Source organism: Antrihabitans auranticaus (genome assembly GCF_016481275.1).
GTDB lineage: Bacteria > Actinomycetota > Actinomycetes > Mycobacteriales > Mycobacteriaceae > Antrihabitans.
The window spans coordinates 230,325-245,646 of sequence record NZ_JAEMNW010000005.1 but is presented as its reverse complement, the minus strand read 5'-3'; the positions used below and the strand labels follow the sequence as shown (position 1 = coordinate 245,646).

The following is a 15,322-nucleotide window of genomic DNA, read 5'->3' as shown; positions in this document are numbered from 1 at the left end:
CAGCTTGACACCGCAGCACCAGGTTTCTACTGTCGTAGAGCGGTATGTGGTACTCCCGGTACCAAATTAACGGTCCGCGAACCACAAGGCGGTGGATGTTTTGTCCGACATCGATGTCGATGCCAAAGTCATGCCCAGATTCGTACAGAGCGGCGATCTGCAAATCGCTGTCTACGAGCAGGGGAACCCTGAGGGCGAGACCGTCGTCCTCTTCCACGGTTGGCCCGACAGCCACCACCTGTGGTCGAACGTCGTACCGCATCTCACCGACCGATTCCGTGTCATCACTGTCGACAGCCGTGGTCACGGCGCGTCGTCCAACCCCGAGGGTGAACAAACCATTTCGGTCGAGGAACTGGCTTCGGATTTCCGCGCCGTGATCGACGCGGTGAGCCCCGACGCACCGGTCCACCTGATCGCCCACGACTGGGGCAGCGTCGCGAGCTGGGAAGTTGTCTGCGAGCCCGGTGCCGAGGAACGCATCAAGTCGTTCACGTCGTTGTCGGGTCCGAGCGTCGATCACCTCTTCACCTGGCTGCGCTCGCGATTGTCGCGCCCGACCCCGCGCAATATCGCGCTACCCCTCGGTCAGGTGGGTTCGCTCGCGTACATGGTTGCGTTCGCGTCGCCCGTCGGCTCGGCTGTGTTCGGGCAGATGAAGGCGAACCGCTGGAAGACGTTCCTGTCGGTGACCGAGGGCATTCCCGCCGACCGCGTCGAACTGGCACCGACCTTCGACCACGACATCGTGAGCGGACTGCGGATCTACAAATCGATCCTTGCCAAGCCGTTCTCGAAGCCTCGCGAGCGGCACACCGATGTGCCCGTTCAGGTGCTCATCGGTACGCGCGATCCCGCAGTTCGGCAGTCGGGATATGCCGACGAGGACAAGTGGGTCGACAAGGTCTGGTTGCGCGTCGTCAAGGGCGGCCACTGGCTGCCGTACAGCCACCCTGAGCTGGTCGCGTCCTCGGCGATCGAGTTGATCGATACCGTCGGTGGCGCCGAACCTGCACGAGGCCTGCGTCGCGCGACTCTCGGTGCGAAGCCGGGCGAATTCGAAGACAAGCTTGTGGTGATCACCGGCGGTGGCAGCGGCATCGGTAGGCAGACCGCGCTGGCGTTCGCTCGCAAGGGCGCAGAGATCGTTCTCTCGGACGTCAACATCGCCGCGGCGAAGGAAACGGCGAACCTCATTGCCGACGAAGACGGCATCGCGCATGCATATCAGCTCGACGTGTCGGACGCGCAGGCTGTGCAAGCGCACGCCGACGAAGTGATCGCCCAGCATGGGGTACCGGATGTGCTGATCAACAACGCCGGCATCGGCCAGGCCGGTGACTTCCTGGATACCTCCGAGGAGGAGTTCCGGAAGGTCCTCGAGGTCAATCTCTTCGGCGTCGCCAACGGTTGCCGCGCCTTCCTGGGCAAGATGGTCGAACGCGGAGACGGTGGGCACATCGTCAACCTGTCGAGCATGGCGGCGTTCTCCCCGCAGCAGGGCTTCACGGCCTACGCGACGAGCAAGTCCGCGGTCTTCATGTTCTCCGACTGCCTTCGTGCGGAGCTGTCCGGATCGGGTATCGGCGTAAGCACGATCTGCCCGGGCATCGTCCACACCAATATCGTTGCGTCGACTCGATTCTCGGGCGTCAGCGCGGACGAAGAGGCAGCGAAGCAGAAGCGCTACGACAAGCTCTACGAGAAGCGCGGGTACGGCCCGGAAAAGGTTGCCGCGGAAATCGTGGCGGCCGTGCAGAAGAACAAATCGATCGTCCCGGTCACGCCCGAGGCGCATGCGCAGTATCACTTTGCGCGACTGCTGCCGGGTGCGGCTCGGTTCGTTGCGGCGCGTGCGAAGCTGATCCGCTAACCGATTTGCCGGCACCGCCGAGGTGGGCGAGCGCGACTCCGCTGACGATGCAGAGTCCGCCGCACACCTGGGTCGGTGATATCGCCTGATCGAGCAGGATCCAGGCGAAAGCGGTCCCGAACAGGACTTCGTTGAGCAGCACCAGTGACGAGAGCGTCGGTCCTACTCGTGCCACGGCCGCGATTCCTGCGAGGTAGGGCAAGACCGTGCTCGCGGCGACGAGTGCGATCAGCGGTGCCCACCACGAGAGCTGTGCACCACCCAGTGTCACGCTGCCGGTGGTCAGCTCGATCGGCATCAGCCCGAATGCGCCGACCGTCCCGACGGCCACCGCGCCGACCGTCATACCGGCCGCGCCGAAGACGAGATTGCTCACGCCGCCCTGCTGGCTGCGGGAAATGACGAAGAATCCGGCGAGTCCCAGCGTCGACAAGAACGCCCAGCCGAGCCCGCCTGCGCTGACGTGGACACCGCTGAACGGGTCGACGACGAGTGCGGCGCCGACCAGCGCAAAGCCGGAGCCGACGACGGTCCGCGTGCTCGGCCGTCGGCCGTGCACCAGCCATTCCCAGGCGATCACCAGGATCGGCGCGAGGAATTGGATCATCAGCGTGACGCCGACCGAAACGGTCTGCAGCGCGAAGACGAACGCGGCCTGCACGAGTGCGACCGCGATGATCCCGTAGAGCACGACCGCCCGCAGCGTGTGCCGTGTGAAGGTCGGCCTGCGGCGCTCGGCGAGCACAGCCAGGAACACCATCGCCACGGCGGCAGCCGAGATTCGCACGAGAACCGTACCGCCCGGCGACCACCCGGAATCGAGCAGCGATTTGATGAACGGTCCCGACAGTCCGAAGGTCATGGCGCTGAGGAGTGCGAGGGTGACGCCCGAGGTGGCGAAGGCAGCTGCTGTGGCGCGCACGTCGCCCCCTGTCAGGATCGAAACTGATTACACTCATGACGGTAGAACTTGCTACCGTCAGGAGTCAAATGCATTTTGCCCATGACACGGAGTTTGCGCTGCGCATGACGACTGCGCTGGTCAATACGCTTCGCAATGGCGAGGACACGCTGGCGACCGTCGCGGACCTCGCCGGCTTCCTCGACGAATTCGAGTTCACGGGGGTTCGTGACGGAACGGTCGCCGAACTCGACGACGTGCGGTCCTTGCGCCCCCGCTTACGCGCGGTGTGGGAAGCAGACGGCGATCTCGCGGCGGTCGACATCGTCAACTCCCTGTTGCGGGAAGCCGACGCGATGCCACGCCTGACCCGCCACGGAGATTGGGACTGGCACCTGCACGTCACCCGCGACGATGACTCCGTCCGCCACAGGGTGGGCGCCGAAGGCGCGATGGCGTTCGTCGACCTGATCAGAAACGGGGATCTGGACCGGCTGAAGAGGTGTGCGGCACCGGACTGTGACGCCGTGTTGATCGACCTGTCCCGAAACCGGTCGCGGCTGTTCTGCGACACCGGAAACTGCGGCAACCGTATGAACGTCGCTGCCTATCGGGCACGCAAGGCTGCGGGCGAGCGCCGATAGCGCAGCAGGCACAATCGTCGTATGTCAGTGAGTGCGCAGCCGACCGTCGCCGTGATCGGCGGCAGTGGGTTCTACGACTTCTTCGATTCGGATGCGCACGAGGTCGTCGTGCCGACACCGTACGGCGATCCGAGCGGCCCGATCACGATCGGGACGGTGGGCGACCACGTCGTCGCTTTTCTCCCGCGCCATGGGCGCAAACATGAGTTCGCGCCGCACACCGTCCCGTACCGGGCCAATCTGTGGGCACTCCGATCCCTTGGTGTGCGAAAGGTTTTCGGCCCGTGCGCGGTCGGCAGCCTGGCCGCGACGCACGGCCCGGGTGCGGTCGTCGTGCCCGACCAGTTGGTCGACCGGACCTCGGGCCGCGCGCAGACATACTTCGACGGCGGCGGCGTACACGTTTCTTTCGCCGACCCGTACTGCCCTGAATTGCGCAGTGCCGCAGTCCGTGGGGCCGCTGTTGACGGCGCGACCATGGTGGTGATCGAAGGTCCGCGATTCTCCACACGCGCCGAGAGTCGCTGGTACGCCGCCCAGGGCTGGCAACTTGTCAATATGACGGGTCATCCCGAGGCGGTTCTCGCCCGTGAGCTGGAACTCTGCTACGCCGCGATTGCACTCGTCACCGACCTCGATGCTGGCGTCGAGGTCGGTGACGGCGTGCGTGCCGCGGACGTGTTCGAAGAGTTCTCCCGCAACATCGCCCAGTTCAAGGCGCATGTCCGGGAAGCGATCTCGGCCCTACCGGTCAGCGCCGACTGCCCGTCGTGCCCGAAGCACGACGGCCCACTGCCGATCGTGTTGCCCTAGGTAATCACTGCGACTGTTTTCAACTGCGACAGCTACTCGATCGCGATCCGCACGCCGAATACGTCCACGGTGTGGGGGAGTGGTTCGTCGGAGCGCAGGTTCGCGCCTGCAACAATCCGCGGTGTGCCCGTGCCGACGAGTCGGGCGAGGACCGCCACACCGAGGAAGACGGCCAGGCCTGCGCCGGGGCAGCCTTGGGTGCCGTGACTGAAGAAGTTGAACGACCAGTCGTCGGCCGCATTGCCGGTGACCCACTCCTCGGGCGCGAACCGGTCGGCATACGGAATCCGGTCCCGGTTGCGGTGATTGCCCGTGTTATAGATGAAAACCTGCGTGCCCTCGGGAATCGTCGCGCCGCGCAACGTCGTTTCGGTCGTCGTGACGCGGCCGAACAAGGGCGTGGTCGGCCACAGGCGCATCGCCTCCTGCAGGCAGGCCGCGATGTAGGAGAGCCCAGCAACGCCTTTGGCAGTATCGAGGTCCGCGTCCGCAAGTTCCGAGCGTGCCGCTGCGAAGGCGGCAGCGTCGCTGGCCAGTACGGCAAGTGCGCGAAACACGTTGGCCGGCAATGTGTCTCCCATTGCGAACAGCCAATGGATGACTTGGCCCGCTGGCTCGACATCGTCGTCGCGCGGCGTTTCGGCGATGAGTGCGGACAAGCTGCCAGGGGCGGCCGAATCGACGTAGCCGCGCAGCTTCGCCATGAACGGTGCGAAGCTGTCGGACTCCTTTCCCGGCGCGTTGTTGGCCTCGTCCATCAACGTCTCCAGCAAGCTCGAGAGCTCGTCGTCGTCGGCGGCTGGGTCACCGAAGACGACTCGACGGGTCAGCCGCTGGTAGGCCGCATTGATCGCGTCCCAGGTGACTTCACCGACAGCGAGCCCGTCCGCTGCTTCGTATGCAACGCCGAGAAAGTTCTGTGCCAGGCTGTGCAGCGGGTTGTCCGTCTCCAGCACCGCTTCGGCGAACCGCCGCCGGCTTTCCCACAGCGAACCACGCGACAACGTCAGTGCCTCGGGCTGAAAATGGGACATGCCTTTGCGTTTCGTGTCCGGGTCGGACGCGAACGGGTGCGGCGAGGCGTCGAGCACCGCCCGAATATCTTCGGGACGGTGCACGAGGACCGACTTGTCCTTGCCCACGCGGATGAAGAACGGTTCGTCCGCGAACTTTCTGACCAGCCCCTCGTAGAACCGGACCGCCTGCTTGTCGGCGTCGACCAGCTTGGCCGCGCCCGTCACGGTCTTGCGCCGCCGGAACAGGCCCTGGACGACGTTGGGCACCGCAACCTGAGCGGTGAAGCGGACGCCGTCCAGCGTCGAGGCCTCACCGATAGTCGACTCTGTCATCGTCAGTCCCCGAAGGGCATGTAGCCCTTGACCGTGTCGGCAAGCCGGCTGATCGGGTTCTTCTGTCCTGGCACGGCTTCGCCGAGCTTCGGCCACGGCGCGAACACCCGTTCCACGTCCTTGATCACCGGCGTGAGCTCGGGATAGTGGCGCAGCAGAACATCTTTCATGCCCGTGTTGTTGACCCAGTCGAAGCCGACCTGGGTGTAGATCTCGGGCCGGAAGTCCTTGGTGAAGAACCGGTCGCTCTTGAGGCGACGCGACGCCATCAGGATGAAGATGCGAAATGCGGTGTCCGAGAAGCCGAATCCCTTGGGCGGCTTCTCGGCATACATCCCGACCTGCACGTCTACGCGATCGATGTCACCCTGGTACAGGTCGGCGATCTCGGCTGCCCACTGCTTGTTCGGCGTCAGTTCGCTGAACTTCTTGCGCCGCGGCATGTGGAGCGCTTCGCGGAAATCGTTGTAGCGCGGCACTCCACGCTCGCGATCCCGGACGATGTCGAGCGTTGCGAGGTCGGTGATCTGGCCGTCGACGCGGGTCAGGGTACGCAGCGAATTCGGATAATTGTGCAGGCACACCGCGCCCGCACTGGCGATGCCGAACGAGTACCACATGTCGCTCATCTCGTAGCGGTCCATGAGATCGCGGGTGTACTTACCTTGAATATCGGTGAAGTACAGGCTTTCTCGCAGTTCGCCACTTGCCAGCGAATAGAAGTCCCAGTCGTCGGGGATCAGGGGATGCATCCGGTACACCGAGGTGAACTCCTCGGTGAGCGAGAACGGCGCCGCATGACTGTCCGTGGACGAACCGAGGATTCCGCTCAGCACCTCACTGTCGCCGATCCGGCCGATCTTGTCCTTGAACGTCTCGCCCAGTGCGCCGTACCAGTTCGCGTTCATACCGATTTGCAGCGCCGGATGGCGAAGGACGCACGTCGTCCACTCGACGGTGTGGATCTTCGCGATGAGGGCCGCGTTGACGAGCCACGCGATCTCGAAGAGTCTCTGATCGTCGAGTTCGGGGTATGCCTTCTTCAGCTCGTCGCAGATCGCGTTGTGCTCACGCGCGAACAGCGTGTGCAGCAGCCCGACACCGGCCCACCAGTTCTCCCGCATGCCGGTCAGGTCGATACCCGGTTCGTCGCTCTTGGGCAGGCGAAGATCGTCGCCGAGCTTGATCTTGCCGTCTGTGAAGGTCCGGATCTCGGCTTGCCGGTCCGGTCCGCTGCCATAGATCTGCGACGCGTCCCACCAATGCGTCTCTTCGTTCATGTAGAGCGGCGCGTTGCCGTTCGTCGGGTTCTGCCCGGGCAGCAGCGGCGTCTTTCGGATCCGCATCGTCTTCTCGGGCCAATCGTCGTCGTCGCGCAACGGAATCTCGATCGAACCCTCCGGCACCCCGGTGCCGTGGAAGAACCAGTTGTGGTTCTCGAACTGCAGCCACGCGGCTGCCAGCGAATTGATGATTCCGGCGGGCTTGAACGTGTCGCGTGCCATGAGCTTCCGGCTGATATCGCGCGGATTCGGATCGAGCAGACGCGCCAGATCGGGCTTGGTTCGCGAAAGTGGGACGTTGCGTCCGAAGCCGGTGCCCTGCGCGCCCGCCATCGGGTTCTCGAGGTCGTTCCAGCTGCCGTCCGCGGTGCGTGCCCGGAGTGCCTCGGGCGGCGGCTCGGTCTTCGTTGCTTCGGGCCTGATTCCTGGCGCCTCGAAGAGATTTTCGTTGCGCAGTTCGTCGCGCAATTTGGACAAGTTCGCCAGTTGTAGCGTCAGCGACGGGAATTCGTACCATTGCCGGCCAAACATCACCAAGCTCCTCCGCGAGCGGGGCGTCCGGCGGCGGTCGGTTGTTCGGACTCGCCACACCGCGGACTGAGGGGGCTGAGTTGGCGGCGAGACCGCCCACAGTGTAATCCAGGTCACACCCGTTCCCGGGCCGAGTTGAGTGGATCAAGATCGGGAATCGGACAGATCGGTCAGAGATTGTCGACGAGCGGCAGTCGAACTTCGAAACGGGACCCGCGGTCGCGGTTCGCCGCGCTGATCCGGCCGTGGTGTGCCTCGACGAGACCCGCCGCGATCGCGAGGCCCATGCCGCTTCCCGCGGGCAGACCATCGTCGGCAACCGGCGAGCGCGCACTCGTTCCGCGGTAGGCGACCTCGAAGATTCGGGGCAGGTCGTCCTCCGGGATGCCGGGGCCCGAGTCGTCGACGCGGGTCCACGCATGCTTGCCGTCGACGCCCGCGGAGATGTCGATCGCACCACCGGGCGGCGTGTGGGCGATGGCGTTCGAGACGAGATTCGCCAGCACCCGGCCCAGGGCGCGATCGCTGCCGCACACCATGATCGGCGCATCGGGCTGCTCGGCGCGCAATGTCACCTTGGACCGATTCGCCGTCGGCTGCGAGGCCGCGACGACCTCGTCGATCACCTCATGCAGATCGAGGGGTTCCAGAGTCAAATTCAGTGCACCGGAGTTGATCTTCGACATCTCGAACAGGTCGTCGACCATCGATCCGAGTCGATTCGTTTCCTGCACTATCTGTTTCGCATAGCGCACGACGTCCTCATGGTCGCTGACCACGCCGTCGGTCAAAGCCTCCGACATCGCGCGGATTCCCGCCAGCGGAGTGCGGAGGTCGTGGCTCACCCAGGCGACCAGTTCGCGCCGAGACTGCTCCGCCGCCCGCTCCTGGTCTCTGATCTCCTTCTCCCACACCGTCCGCTTCGCCTGGAAACGCCCGAGAGCGACCGCCGCGGGAACGGTCACCGCCGCGACGACGATGAGAACGATCGCCGTGCGTTCGAGTTCAGCGGTGAACATCAGGCCGGAGACGCCGATGACCCCCGCGAACGTCGCAAGCGTCGGGATCAGCACGAGAACCGCCATGCTCGTCGTCAGCGACATCTTGCGCGCGTAGTGCATCACGAGTGCACCGAGCAGAACGATCGGAATCGAGAAACCGAGCGCGTAGGCGACGATGTCCGGCATGTCAGTCGGCATTCTGCGCGACCTCGTTCGGGGAATCGGTTCGGCCCCAGGCGTATCCGCGACCCCACACCGTTTCGATCCGGTGCCTGTCACCGAGCTTGGCGCGGAGTCGCTTGATGTGCACGGTCACCGTCGACAAGTCACCGAAGGACCACCCCCAGACCTGCTCGAGCAGCTCCTCGCGTGAGTAGACGCGCTGCGTGTGCGCGAGAAAGAAGGCGAGGAGGTCGAATTCGCGGGCCGTGAGCTCGAGCGGAACGTGGTCGACGTACACGGCTTGGGAATCCAGCCGTACTTCGAGCACGCCGTCCCGGAGCGTGCTCGTGTCCTCGGCCGACCTGCCACCCGATCGTCGCAACACCGACGCAACCCGCAACGCCAGCTCGCGCGGACTGAACGGCTTGGTGACGTAGTCGTCGGCGCCCGCTTCCAGGCCGAGGACGCGGTCGTCCTCTTCGGCCAGCGCGGTGAGCAGAATGATCGGGATGTCGCTGCGCCATTCGCTGCGGAGCGTGCGGCAGATCTGGATGCCGTCGGGCCGCGGCATCATCACGTCCAGTACTGCGAGGTCGATACCCGCGCCGCGATTCTGCAGCGCTGCCATCGCGACATTTCCGTCCGCGGCTTCGGTCACCGTCATACCGTCGTGTTCGAGATAGCGCCGGACCACTTCGCGGACGACGGGGTCGTCGTCGGCCACCAGGATGTTCTGCCTTCGCGCGACCATGGCTCAGTGTCCCAAACTGCGCGGCCCGGCGACCAGCTTCGCGATGTCGGGCAGGCACCACGTCATGGTTTCGTCACCGGTCGACCGGTCCGGTGGCATGTTCGCGCACTAGCGTCGAAGCCATGAGGCGAGGGCGTGTGGTTGATCTCTACGCGCGTCGCGCTGACGGTCTGCGACAACGGCTTCCGGTGCGGCGGTGGTTCGGCGCAAGCGACATCACGGTCGACGAGCGCCGCGGCGACGAGGAACTGATCGGCGGCTGCGATGGTCCGACGATCGACCTCGCTTGTGGGCGAGGGCGATTGGTGAGCCAACTGGTTCGCCGTGGAGTGTGCGCGCTCGGCGTCGACGTGTCGCCGGTCGCTGTCGCTGCGACCCGGCTCGGTGGTGCACCTGCGATCCAGCGTGATGTGTTCGGGCGACTCCCGGGTGCCGGCCGGTGGGACTACGCCATCTTGGCCGACGGCAATCTCGGGATCGGTGGTGATCCTGTCCGGATGCTCGCGCGAACGCGTGACCTGCTGGGTCCGGGCGGTGTTGCCATCGTGGAATTCGGTGTTCGCGGAACGGGTTTCAATACGATGGCGATCCGGTTGGAGACGGGCACCGAACGTGGGCCATGGATTCCGTGGGCGCAGGCCGGAGTCGAGATGGCAGCCGAGCTGGGGGCGTCGGCGGGACTGCGCGTTCTCGCCGAATCCGAAGTCGCAGGCAGACATATCGTTCGGCTGGCAGCACAGTGACGACGAACCCGATCGTATGATCGACCGCATGACAGTTACGCGGAGGACCTAGCCGGTGGATCAGGTACCGCTTCGGCTGGAGGTGTTGATCGGCAGTGTCCGGGAGGGCCGGATCGGCGTGGTTGTCGCGGACTGGTTCCTGCGCCGCGCGCGAGCCGACCCTGCGTTCGATACGGGCGTCATCGACCTCGCCGATACTCCGCTGGCGCTCGACCTCGCCTTGCACACCGATGCCGCCGACTTTCGTTCGCGCCTGGCCGCGGCCGACGCATTCGTCGCGATCACGCCCGAGTACAACCACGGTTACAGTGGTGCGCTCAAGAATGCCTTCGACAGTGCAAAGCACGAGTGGCGCGCCAAGCCAATAGGTTTCGTTTCCTACGGCGGTCTGTCAGGCGGTTTGCGGGCGACCGAGCAGCTGCGTCAGGTCGTCGCCGAATTGCACATGGTCTCGATTCGCCAGACGGTCAGTTTTCATCAGGTGCGCAAAGCCTTCGACGACCAAGGTGAAGTCAACGACGGTGCAACGATCGACGCCGCGCCGCGTCTGTTGCAGCAATTGGCTTGGTGGGGGCGGGCTTTGCGGTCTGCGCGTGCCGCTGATCCCTACCCGGGCTGAGTCCTCAGCCGACCGGAACAGGCCGCACTGCTCGCGGTCGGCCGATGTATGCGGTCTCGCGCGGAATCGTCACGATCGACAGCTCGCTCGTCGCGGTACCGGTCGACAGGGTGACCCTGTTACCGATCGCGCCCGGCTGATACAGCGCCACATCGGGTGTGCCCGCCGGCAGCCGACTTCGGTCGGTCGCCAGATAGATCGTCGTCACGCCGGCGTGCGGTGCAGGTGCCGCACGGCCGTCGACCATGGTCGTGTCGAACCCCGCATTCGAGTGGTTCGATGCACCGGCGATTCGCAGGCGGTCAGGGCTCGCGATTGTCGAAACCAGGTTCTCCCATGCCTGCGGGCGGTCGGTCCGGATCAGCACGCGGGCGCCCACCGCGAGCGCGCGGAAGACGACCTGCTGGGCGATGTAGAGCTCGCCGGCGATGTACACCGTCGAGATACCGGACCCGACGATGCGAGTCGCGATGCCCTGGCTCTGGTCATCGGCGCCGATGAGCTGGCCGCAACCGGATGAGGGTAGGTGCAGCCGGTCGACGTCTTCGATCGGAAACTCGTGGACGGGAATGTTCGCCTCCAACCCCGCGACCCCGACCGGAAGGTGTGCGAGGAGGGCCTCCCGGTGGCGCCCGTTCACCGAGACGAGGCCGGGGATGCGAACTCTGTCCGGCAGTACGCGGGCCGTCAATCGCCAGGCAGCGCCCACCGCGACGGTTTCCGGCGACGTGCCGGGCCGGAGCCGGACGGCAACGGTGGTACCCCGCGACGGTGCGACCCAGATTTTGGCGAGCAAGTCCGAGCCGAGCCGGTTCGGATGGATCGACGCTCCGATGTTCACGTTCTCGCCAACGTTCGCATGGTTCCAGCGGTGTCTCAGCTCGCGGGGGTCGGCACCGCCACTGACCTGCAGAACCGCCTCCCGGATCTCAGGAGCGGTAAGGATTCGCGACCGGCATCCGGCGTCGTCGAGCGCCCGGACGATGCGCTGCGAGGCGACCGTCACTGCCCGAGACGCGCCTTCGGTGCCGCCGCCGCGGCGCTGCACAGCTTCTGCCGCGACCGCGGTGTCGAGAGCGACTGCCAGCCAGACCTTGCGAACCGCGACGGCGGGCAGTGGTCCGATGAGCTGTTCGTAGACGCCGCCCGCGGGTGTACCGGACCGGCTGCGATGACCGTGGCTGATCACGTCGATGCCGCTCAGCGTGATGTCGTGCTGCTCGAGACAGCGGGCTATCGCGGTGATCGGCAAGCGATGTGAGGAGTCGAATGCCTCGCGGGTGATCTTGGTCAGGCCGCCACGCGGTGGCAGTACTTCGATGACCGCGACCACCCGGGTGCCATCCCAGTACAACCCGAGCGACCGTCCCGAAGGTCCCTGAAAATCGACGGTCCGGCCGATGTCGTACGCCCGCGCCGTCGCGTACCGCCGAGCCGTCGCGAGCCAGTCGATCGACGACTGCTTGGCGATGCGGATCAACAGGACGAGACCGGTCAGGATCGCGGCGCCGAGTGCAGGCCACCTAGCGACGCCGAACCCGAGGCAGACGATCCAGACGACTGCACCGACGCCTTGCGCCAGCAGCAGATTTCCAAGCGAGACCTTGCCGAGAAATGGGCTCGGCACAGTTTTCGATCGCTCCGACATTGCTCCCCCGAGGTACTTTCCGATCGGTACGTTCTTCTCCGTTGCGGCGCAGCTGTCGTCCCCCGCAAACCATGGCCTGCGCAGCACACGCTGCCCGAACTGTACTGTGACCGGGGGAGATGAGCGCGGCTCGGGGGAGATGAGCAAGGCTCGGGGGAGGGATTATGCCTGCACAGCCGACGACGAAATGGCAAGTGAGCGGCTATCGGTTCTTGGTTCGGCGGATGGAACACGCGCTTGTGCGCAGGGACGTCCGCATGTTGCACGACCCGATGCGGTCGCAGTCGCGTGCGCTGATGGTTGGCGCGATCATTGCGATTCTGGCGCTCGCCGCATGCGGGATCTTGGCCCTCATCCGGCCGCAGGACAAAATCGGCGACAACAAGATCGTGGTCGGCAAGGACTCCGGTGCGATGTTCGTCGTCATCGGCGACACCCTGCATCCGGTCATGAACCTCGCATCGGCGCGGCTGATCACGGGTGCCGCGGCCAAGCCCGCAATAGTCAAGGAATCGGAGATCGAGAAGCGTTCGCGCGGTTCGCTCGTCGGGATTCCCGGCGCACCGTCCGCGCTCCCGTACGACAGTGCCGGCAGCGGCAGGGCGTGGACCGTGTGCGATTCCATTGCGATCGACGGCAGCCTCGCAATCACCACGTCGGTGATCGTGGGCGAGCCGGAACGCGGCGAGGGAATCTCCGAACTCGGAGCCGGTCGTGCGCTTTTGGTGCGCAGCGGGGACGGGACCACCTATTTGGTCTACGACGGCAAGCGCGCGCAGATCGACACGAACAATCGTGCGCTGGTTGCGGCGCTCGCCCTGGAGGGCCGGACGCCACGACCGATCAGCGCGGGCTTGCTGAATGCGATCCCTGCTGCTCCGGCGATCACGCCACCCGCCATCGCAGGAGCGCGAACCCGGCCGAGCTACGACATGCAGGGCCAGCTGGTCGGCTCGGTCGTGCAATCGACACGCGGCGAATCGGCCGAGTATTACGTCCTGCTTACCGACGGTATCCAGCGCGTCAGTTCGGCAACGATGGAACTGATTCGGTTCGACGACTCGGTCTCTGCCGAAATCGCCCGCGTACCACCGGATCTCGTCGCCGACGCCCCCCACGTGAACACCCTCCCGGTGGCGACCTATCCGGAAACCGTTCCCGCACCGCTGGAAACCGGGGACAATCCGGTGAGTTGCCTGACCTGGCAGCCTGTGAGCGGTGCCGAATCGAACCGGTCGGCTGCCCTCGCGGACGTCACGGTGACGGCAGGGCGCGCGTTGCCCATTTCGGGTTCGGCGAAAGAGGTCAGGCTCGCGCAGGCCGACGGGTCGGGGGACAAGGCCGATGCCGTCTACCTGCATCCGGGCACCGGGGCGTACGTGCAGACAACCGGGATCCAGCCCGACAGCCAGCGCAAGGACAGCTCGTTCTTCGTCGCGGACACCGGTGTGCGGTACGGCATCGTCGACGCCGACGCGGCGAAGGCCCTCGGGTTCGAGGGCGCTGCCGAACCGGCGCCGTGGCAGATCGTGTCCCTACTCGCGCCAGGCAGCCCGCTCGGCCGCCGTGAGGCACTCGTCGCCTACGACGGTGCGATTCCTGAGTCTCCGGCAGCGGTCGACGGAGTCGTTCCGGCCGGGAACTGAAGGCGGCGCCGGATCGGGAACGATGCGAGCACGCCGAGCGCGAGCAGTCCCGCGATGATGCCGGTGCCGATCAGCGCCACGTTGCGCGGTCCGTGCTGCGCTGCCGCGGCCTCGGCAGGCAGCGGCAACGGGGTCGCCCGCGGCGTCGCCTGGACGAATCCATTGGGTGAAACGTCGGCGGTCACCGCGGCATAGGGATCGATGATCCCGTGGCCGACGTACGGGTTCCAGCCCTCGGCAGGAGCGTGTGCCGTCGCCTCGATGCGGTCCATGACCTGCTTAGCGGTCAGCTGCGGGTACCGTGCGCGGACGAGGGCGACCGTGCCCGAAACATACGGTGCCGCAAAGCTTGTGCCGTCGAACGGAGTTTCCGCCTGGGTGGTCCGGCGGCGGTTCGCGAGCCCCTGGCTGCTCGGGTCCAGCGAGACGATTGCCTCACCCGGCGCGGCAACGTCGACCCACGGGCCTGGGACGGTGAACTTCGAGGGCGAACCGTTCGGATCCACCGAACCGACTGTCAGAACCAAGCTGTCGTAGCGGGCCGGCGAAACGACGGTGGTGACGCGGTCCCACGGATCCGCGTCCGGCTGGAGCGGATCGACCAGGTCGGGATTGCCGGCTTCGCAGCGGTCGCTGTTTCCGGCTGCCGCCACGACGACGACGTTCTTTTCTTCGACGGCGTAGCGAAGTGCTGCGCCGAGGCCGCGGTCGTCGATCGGACCGGCTTTGCAGGACACGAGCGAGATGTTGACCACGCTCGCATTCCTGTCGGCCGCCCAGACGATTGCCGACGCAAGGGTATTGATGTCTCCGTAGCCGTCTGCGGTCTCGCCTTCCTTCTGCTGGCTGGACCGGCCCGCGACCTGATACTTGTCGCTGGACTGCCGGATCGACATGATTTGGGCGTCGGGTGCGACACCCGAAAAGCCCTGATCGGCAACGGCACTGGCGCCGATGATGCCGGCAACGATGGTGCCGTGAATATCGCAGTCCTCGGTACCGTCCGAAGTGCCGACGTAATCGCCGCCCGCGATTAGGCCGGGGAGCCGGGTGTGCCGGGCGACACCGGTGTCGATCACCGCGACGAGTTGGCCCTGGCCGCGCGTGAATTGCCAGGCATCCTGAAAATCGAGATCACGTTGTGCGACAGGGACCGTCGGCCCAGCGTCGGTCGGCGTGCTCTCGTTGCAGGGCGGCTTGAGTTCGGTCTTTTCCGGCGGCGCCGGTGGTGCACTCACAGGTCGGCGACCGTCGTCGATCGGTGGTGGCCTGTCAGCGTGGGCCGGTCCGGTCCCGAGTGCGGCGCTCGACACGAGCACGATGCCCGCCGCGCACGTCGAAACTGCCTTGCGTGACAG

General features: G+C 65.7%; 13 protein-coding genes. 6 read left to right on the top strand and 7 right to left on the bottom strand.

The window, feature by feature from the left end; translation table 11 throughout:
* Nucleotides 1-130 precede the first annotated feature (130 nt).
* Nucleotides 131-1,873 (top strand): SDR family oxidoreductase, encoded by a 1,743-nt coding sequence (locus tag JGU72_RS22630; RefSeq protein WP_199686337.1) that lies wholly within the window; start codon nucleotides 131-133, stop codon nucleotides 1,871-1,873.
* Here the strand turns inward: JGU72_RS22630 and JGU72_RS22625 are convergent.
* A complete protein-coding gene (locus tag JGU72_RS22625) occupies nucleotides 1,782-2,795 on the bottom strand; it encodes an EamA family transporter (protein WP_199686336.1) in 1,014 nt (337 codons plus the stop codon). The genes JGU72_RS22630 and JGU72_RS22625 overlap by 92 nt on opposite strands.
* Before the next feature lie 68 nt (nucleotides 2,796-2,863).
* Here JGU72_RS22625 and JGU72_RS22620 point away from each other — a divergent pair, with 68 nt between their 5' ends.
* Both JGU72_RS22620 and JGU72_RS22615 read left to right on the top strand, forming a co-directional pair.
* On the top strand, nucleotides 2,864-3,418 hold the full coding sequence (locus tag JGU72_RS22620) for a CGNR zinc finger domain-containing protein (protein WP_199686335.1): 555 nt from the start codon (nucleotides 2,864-2,866) through the stop codon (nucleotides 3,416-3,418).
* Between the two features lie 21 nt (nucleotides 3,419-3,439).
* Nucleotides 3,440-4,231: an S-methyl-5'-thioadenosine phosphorylase gene (locus tag JGU72_RS22615; RefSeq protein WP_199686334.1), complete on the top strand. Its 792-nt coding sequence runs from the start codon at nucleotides 3,440-3,442 to the stop codon at nucleotides 4,229-4,231.
* Between the two features lie 32 nt (nucleotides 4,232-4,263).
* Here the strand turns inward: JGU72_RS22615 and JGU72_RS22610 are convergent, their stop codons facing one another.
* The 4 genes from JGU72_RS22610 to JGU72_RS22595 form a co-directional block, all read right to left on the bottom strand.
* On the bottom strand, nucleotides 4,264-5,580 hold the full coding sequence (locus JGU72_RS22610; RefSeq protein WP_199686333.1) for a cytochrome P450: 1,317 nt from the start codon (nucleotides 5,578-5,580) through the stop codon (nucleotides 4,264-4,266).
* 2 nt (nucleotides 5,581-5,582) lie between these two features.
* Entirely contained in the window at nucleotides 5,583-7,394 is a 1,812-nt protein-coding gene (locus tag JGU72_RS22605; RefSeq protein ID WP_199686332.1) for a peroxidase family protein, read from the bottom strand.
* Nucleotides 7,395-7,564: 170 nt separating this feature from the next.
* The gene (locus JGU72_RS22600) at nucleotides 7,565-8,593 is read right to left on the bottom strand and encodes a sensor histidine kinase (RefSeq protein ID WP_199686331.1); all 1,029 of its coding nucleotides are present in this window, start codon (nucleotides 8,591-8,593) and stop codon (nucleotides 7,565-7,567) included.
* Nucleotides 8,583-9,308 (bottom strand): response regulator transcription factor, encoded by a 726-nt coding sequence (locus tag JGU72_RS22595; RefSeq protein ID WP_199686330.1) that lies wholly within the window; start codon nucleotides 9,306-9,308, stop codon nucleotides 8,583-8,585. The genes JGU72_RS22600 and JGU72_RS22595 overlap by 11 nt, the downstream gene beginning before the upstream one ends.
* Before the next feature lie 137 nt (nucleotides 9,309-9,445).
* Between JGU72_RS22595 and JGU72_RS22590 the strand changes: the two genes are divergently transcribed.
* Nucleotides 9,446-10,051, top strand: coding sequence for a class I SAM-dependent methyltransferase (locus JGU72_RS22590; protein ID WP_199686329.1), 606 nt, complete (start codon nucleotides 9,446-9,448; stop codon nucleotides 10,049-10,051).
* Nucleotides 10,052-10,106: 55 nt separating this feature from the next.
* Nucleotides 10,107-10,670: an NADPH-dependent FMN reductase gene (locus JGU72_RS22585; protein ID WP_199686328.1), complete on the top strand. Its 564-nt coding sequence runs from the start codon at nucleotides 10,107-10,109 to the stop codon at nucleotides 10,668-10,670.
* Between the two features lie 4 nt (nucleotides 10,671-10,674).
* Here the strand turns inward: JGU72_RS22585 and eccE are convergent, their stop codons facing one another.
* Nucleotides 10,675-12,405 (bottom strand): type VII secretion protein EccE, encoded by a 1,731-nt coding sequence (gene eccE, locus JGU72_RS22580; RefSeq protein ID WP_307828564.1) that lies wholly within the window; start codon nucleotides 12,403-12,405, stop codon nucleotides 10,675-10,677.
* A gap of 77 nt (nucleotides 12,406-12,482) precedes the next feature.
* Here eccE and eccB point away from each other — a divergent pair, with 77 nt between their 5' ends.
* The gene (eccB, locus tag JGU72_RS22575; RefSeq protein ID WP_199686327.1) at nucleotides 12,483-13,964 is read left to right on the top strand and encodes a type VII secretion protein EccB; all 1,482 of its coding nucleotides are present in this window, start codon (nucleotides 12,483-12,485) and stop codon (nucleotides 13,962-13,964) included.
* Here eccB and mycP read toward each other — a convergent pair.
* Nucleotides 13,901-15,322 (bottom strand): type VII secretion-associated serine protease mycosin, encoded by a 1,422-nt coding sequence (mycP, locus tag JGU72_RS30815; protein WP_233532892.1) that lies wholly within the window; start codon nucleotides 15,320-15,322, stop codon nucleotides 13,901-13,903. The two genes, eccB and mycP, sit on opposite strands and share 64 nt — an antisense overlap.

What these genes read in the sequence shown, in the direction of transcription:
- JGU72_RS22630 (WP_199686337.1), top strand. Translation starts at nt 131, where the DNA reads ATGCCCAGATTCGTACAGAGCGGCGATCTGCAAATCGCTGTCTACGAG.
- JGU72_RS22620 (WP_199686335.1), top strand. Translation starts at nt 2,864, where the DNA reads ATGCATTTTGCCCATGACACGGAGTTTGCGCTGCGCATGACGACTGCG.
- JGU72_RS22615 (WP_199686334.1), top strand. Translation starts at nt 3,440, where the DNA reads ATGTCAGTGAGTGCGCAGCCGACCGTCGCCGTGATCGGCGGCAGTGGG.
- JGU72_RS22610 (WP_199686333.1), bottom strand. Translation starts at nt 5,580, where the DNA reads ATGACAGAGTCGACTATCGGTGAGGCCTCGACGCTGGACGGCGTCCGC.
- JGU72_RS22605 (WP_199686332.1), bottom strand. Translation starts at nt 7,394, where the DNA reads ATGTTTGGCCGGCAATGGTACGAATTCCCGTCGCTGACGCTACAACTG.
- JGU72_RS22600 (WP_199686331.1), bottom strand. Translation starts at nt 8,593, where the DNA reads ATGCCGACTGACATGCCGGACATCGTCGCCTACGCGCTCGGTTTCTCG.
- JGU72_RS22595 (WP_199686330.1), bottom strand. Translation starts at nt 9,308, where the DNA reads ATGGTCGCGCGAAGGCAGAACATCCTGGTGGCCGACGACGACCCCGTC.
- eccB (WP_199686327.1), top strand. Translation starts at nt 12,483, where the DNA reads ATGCCTGCACAGCCGACGACGAAATGGCAAGTGAGCGGCTATCGGTTC.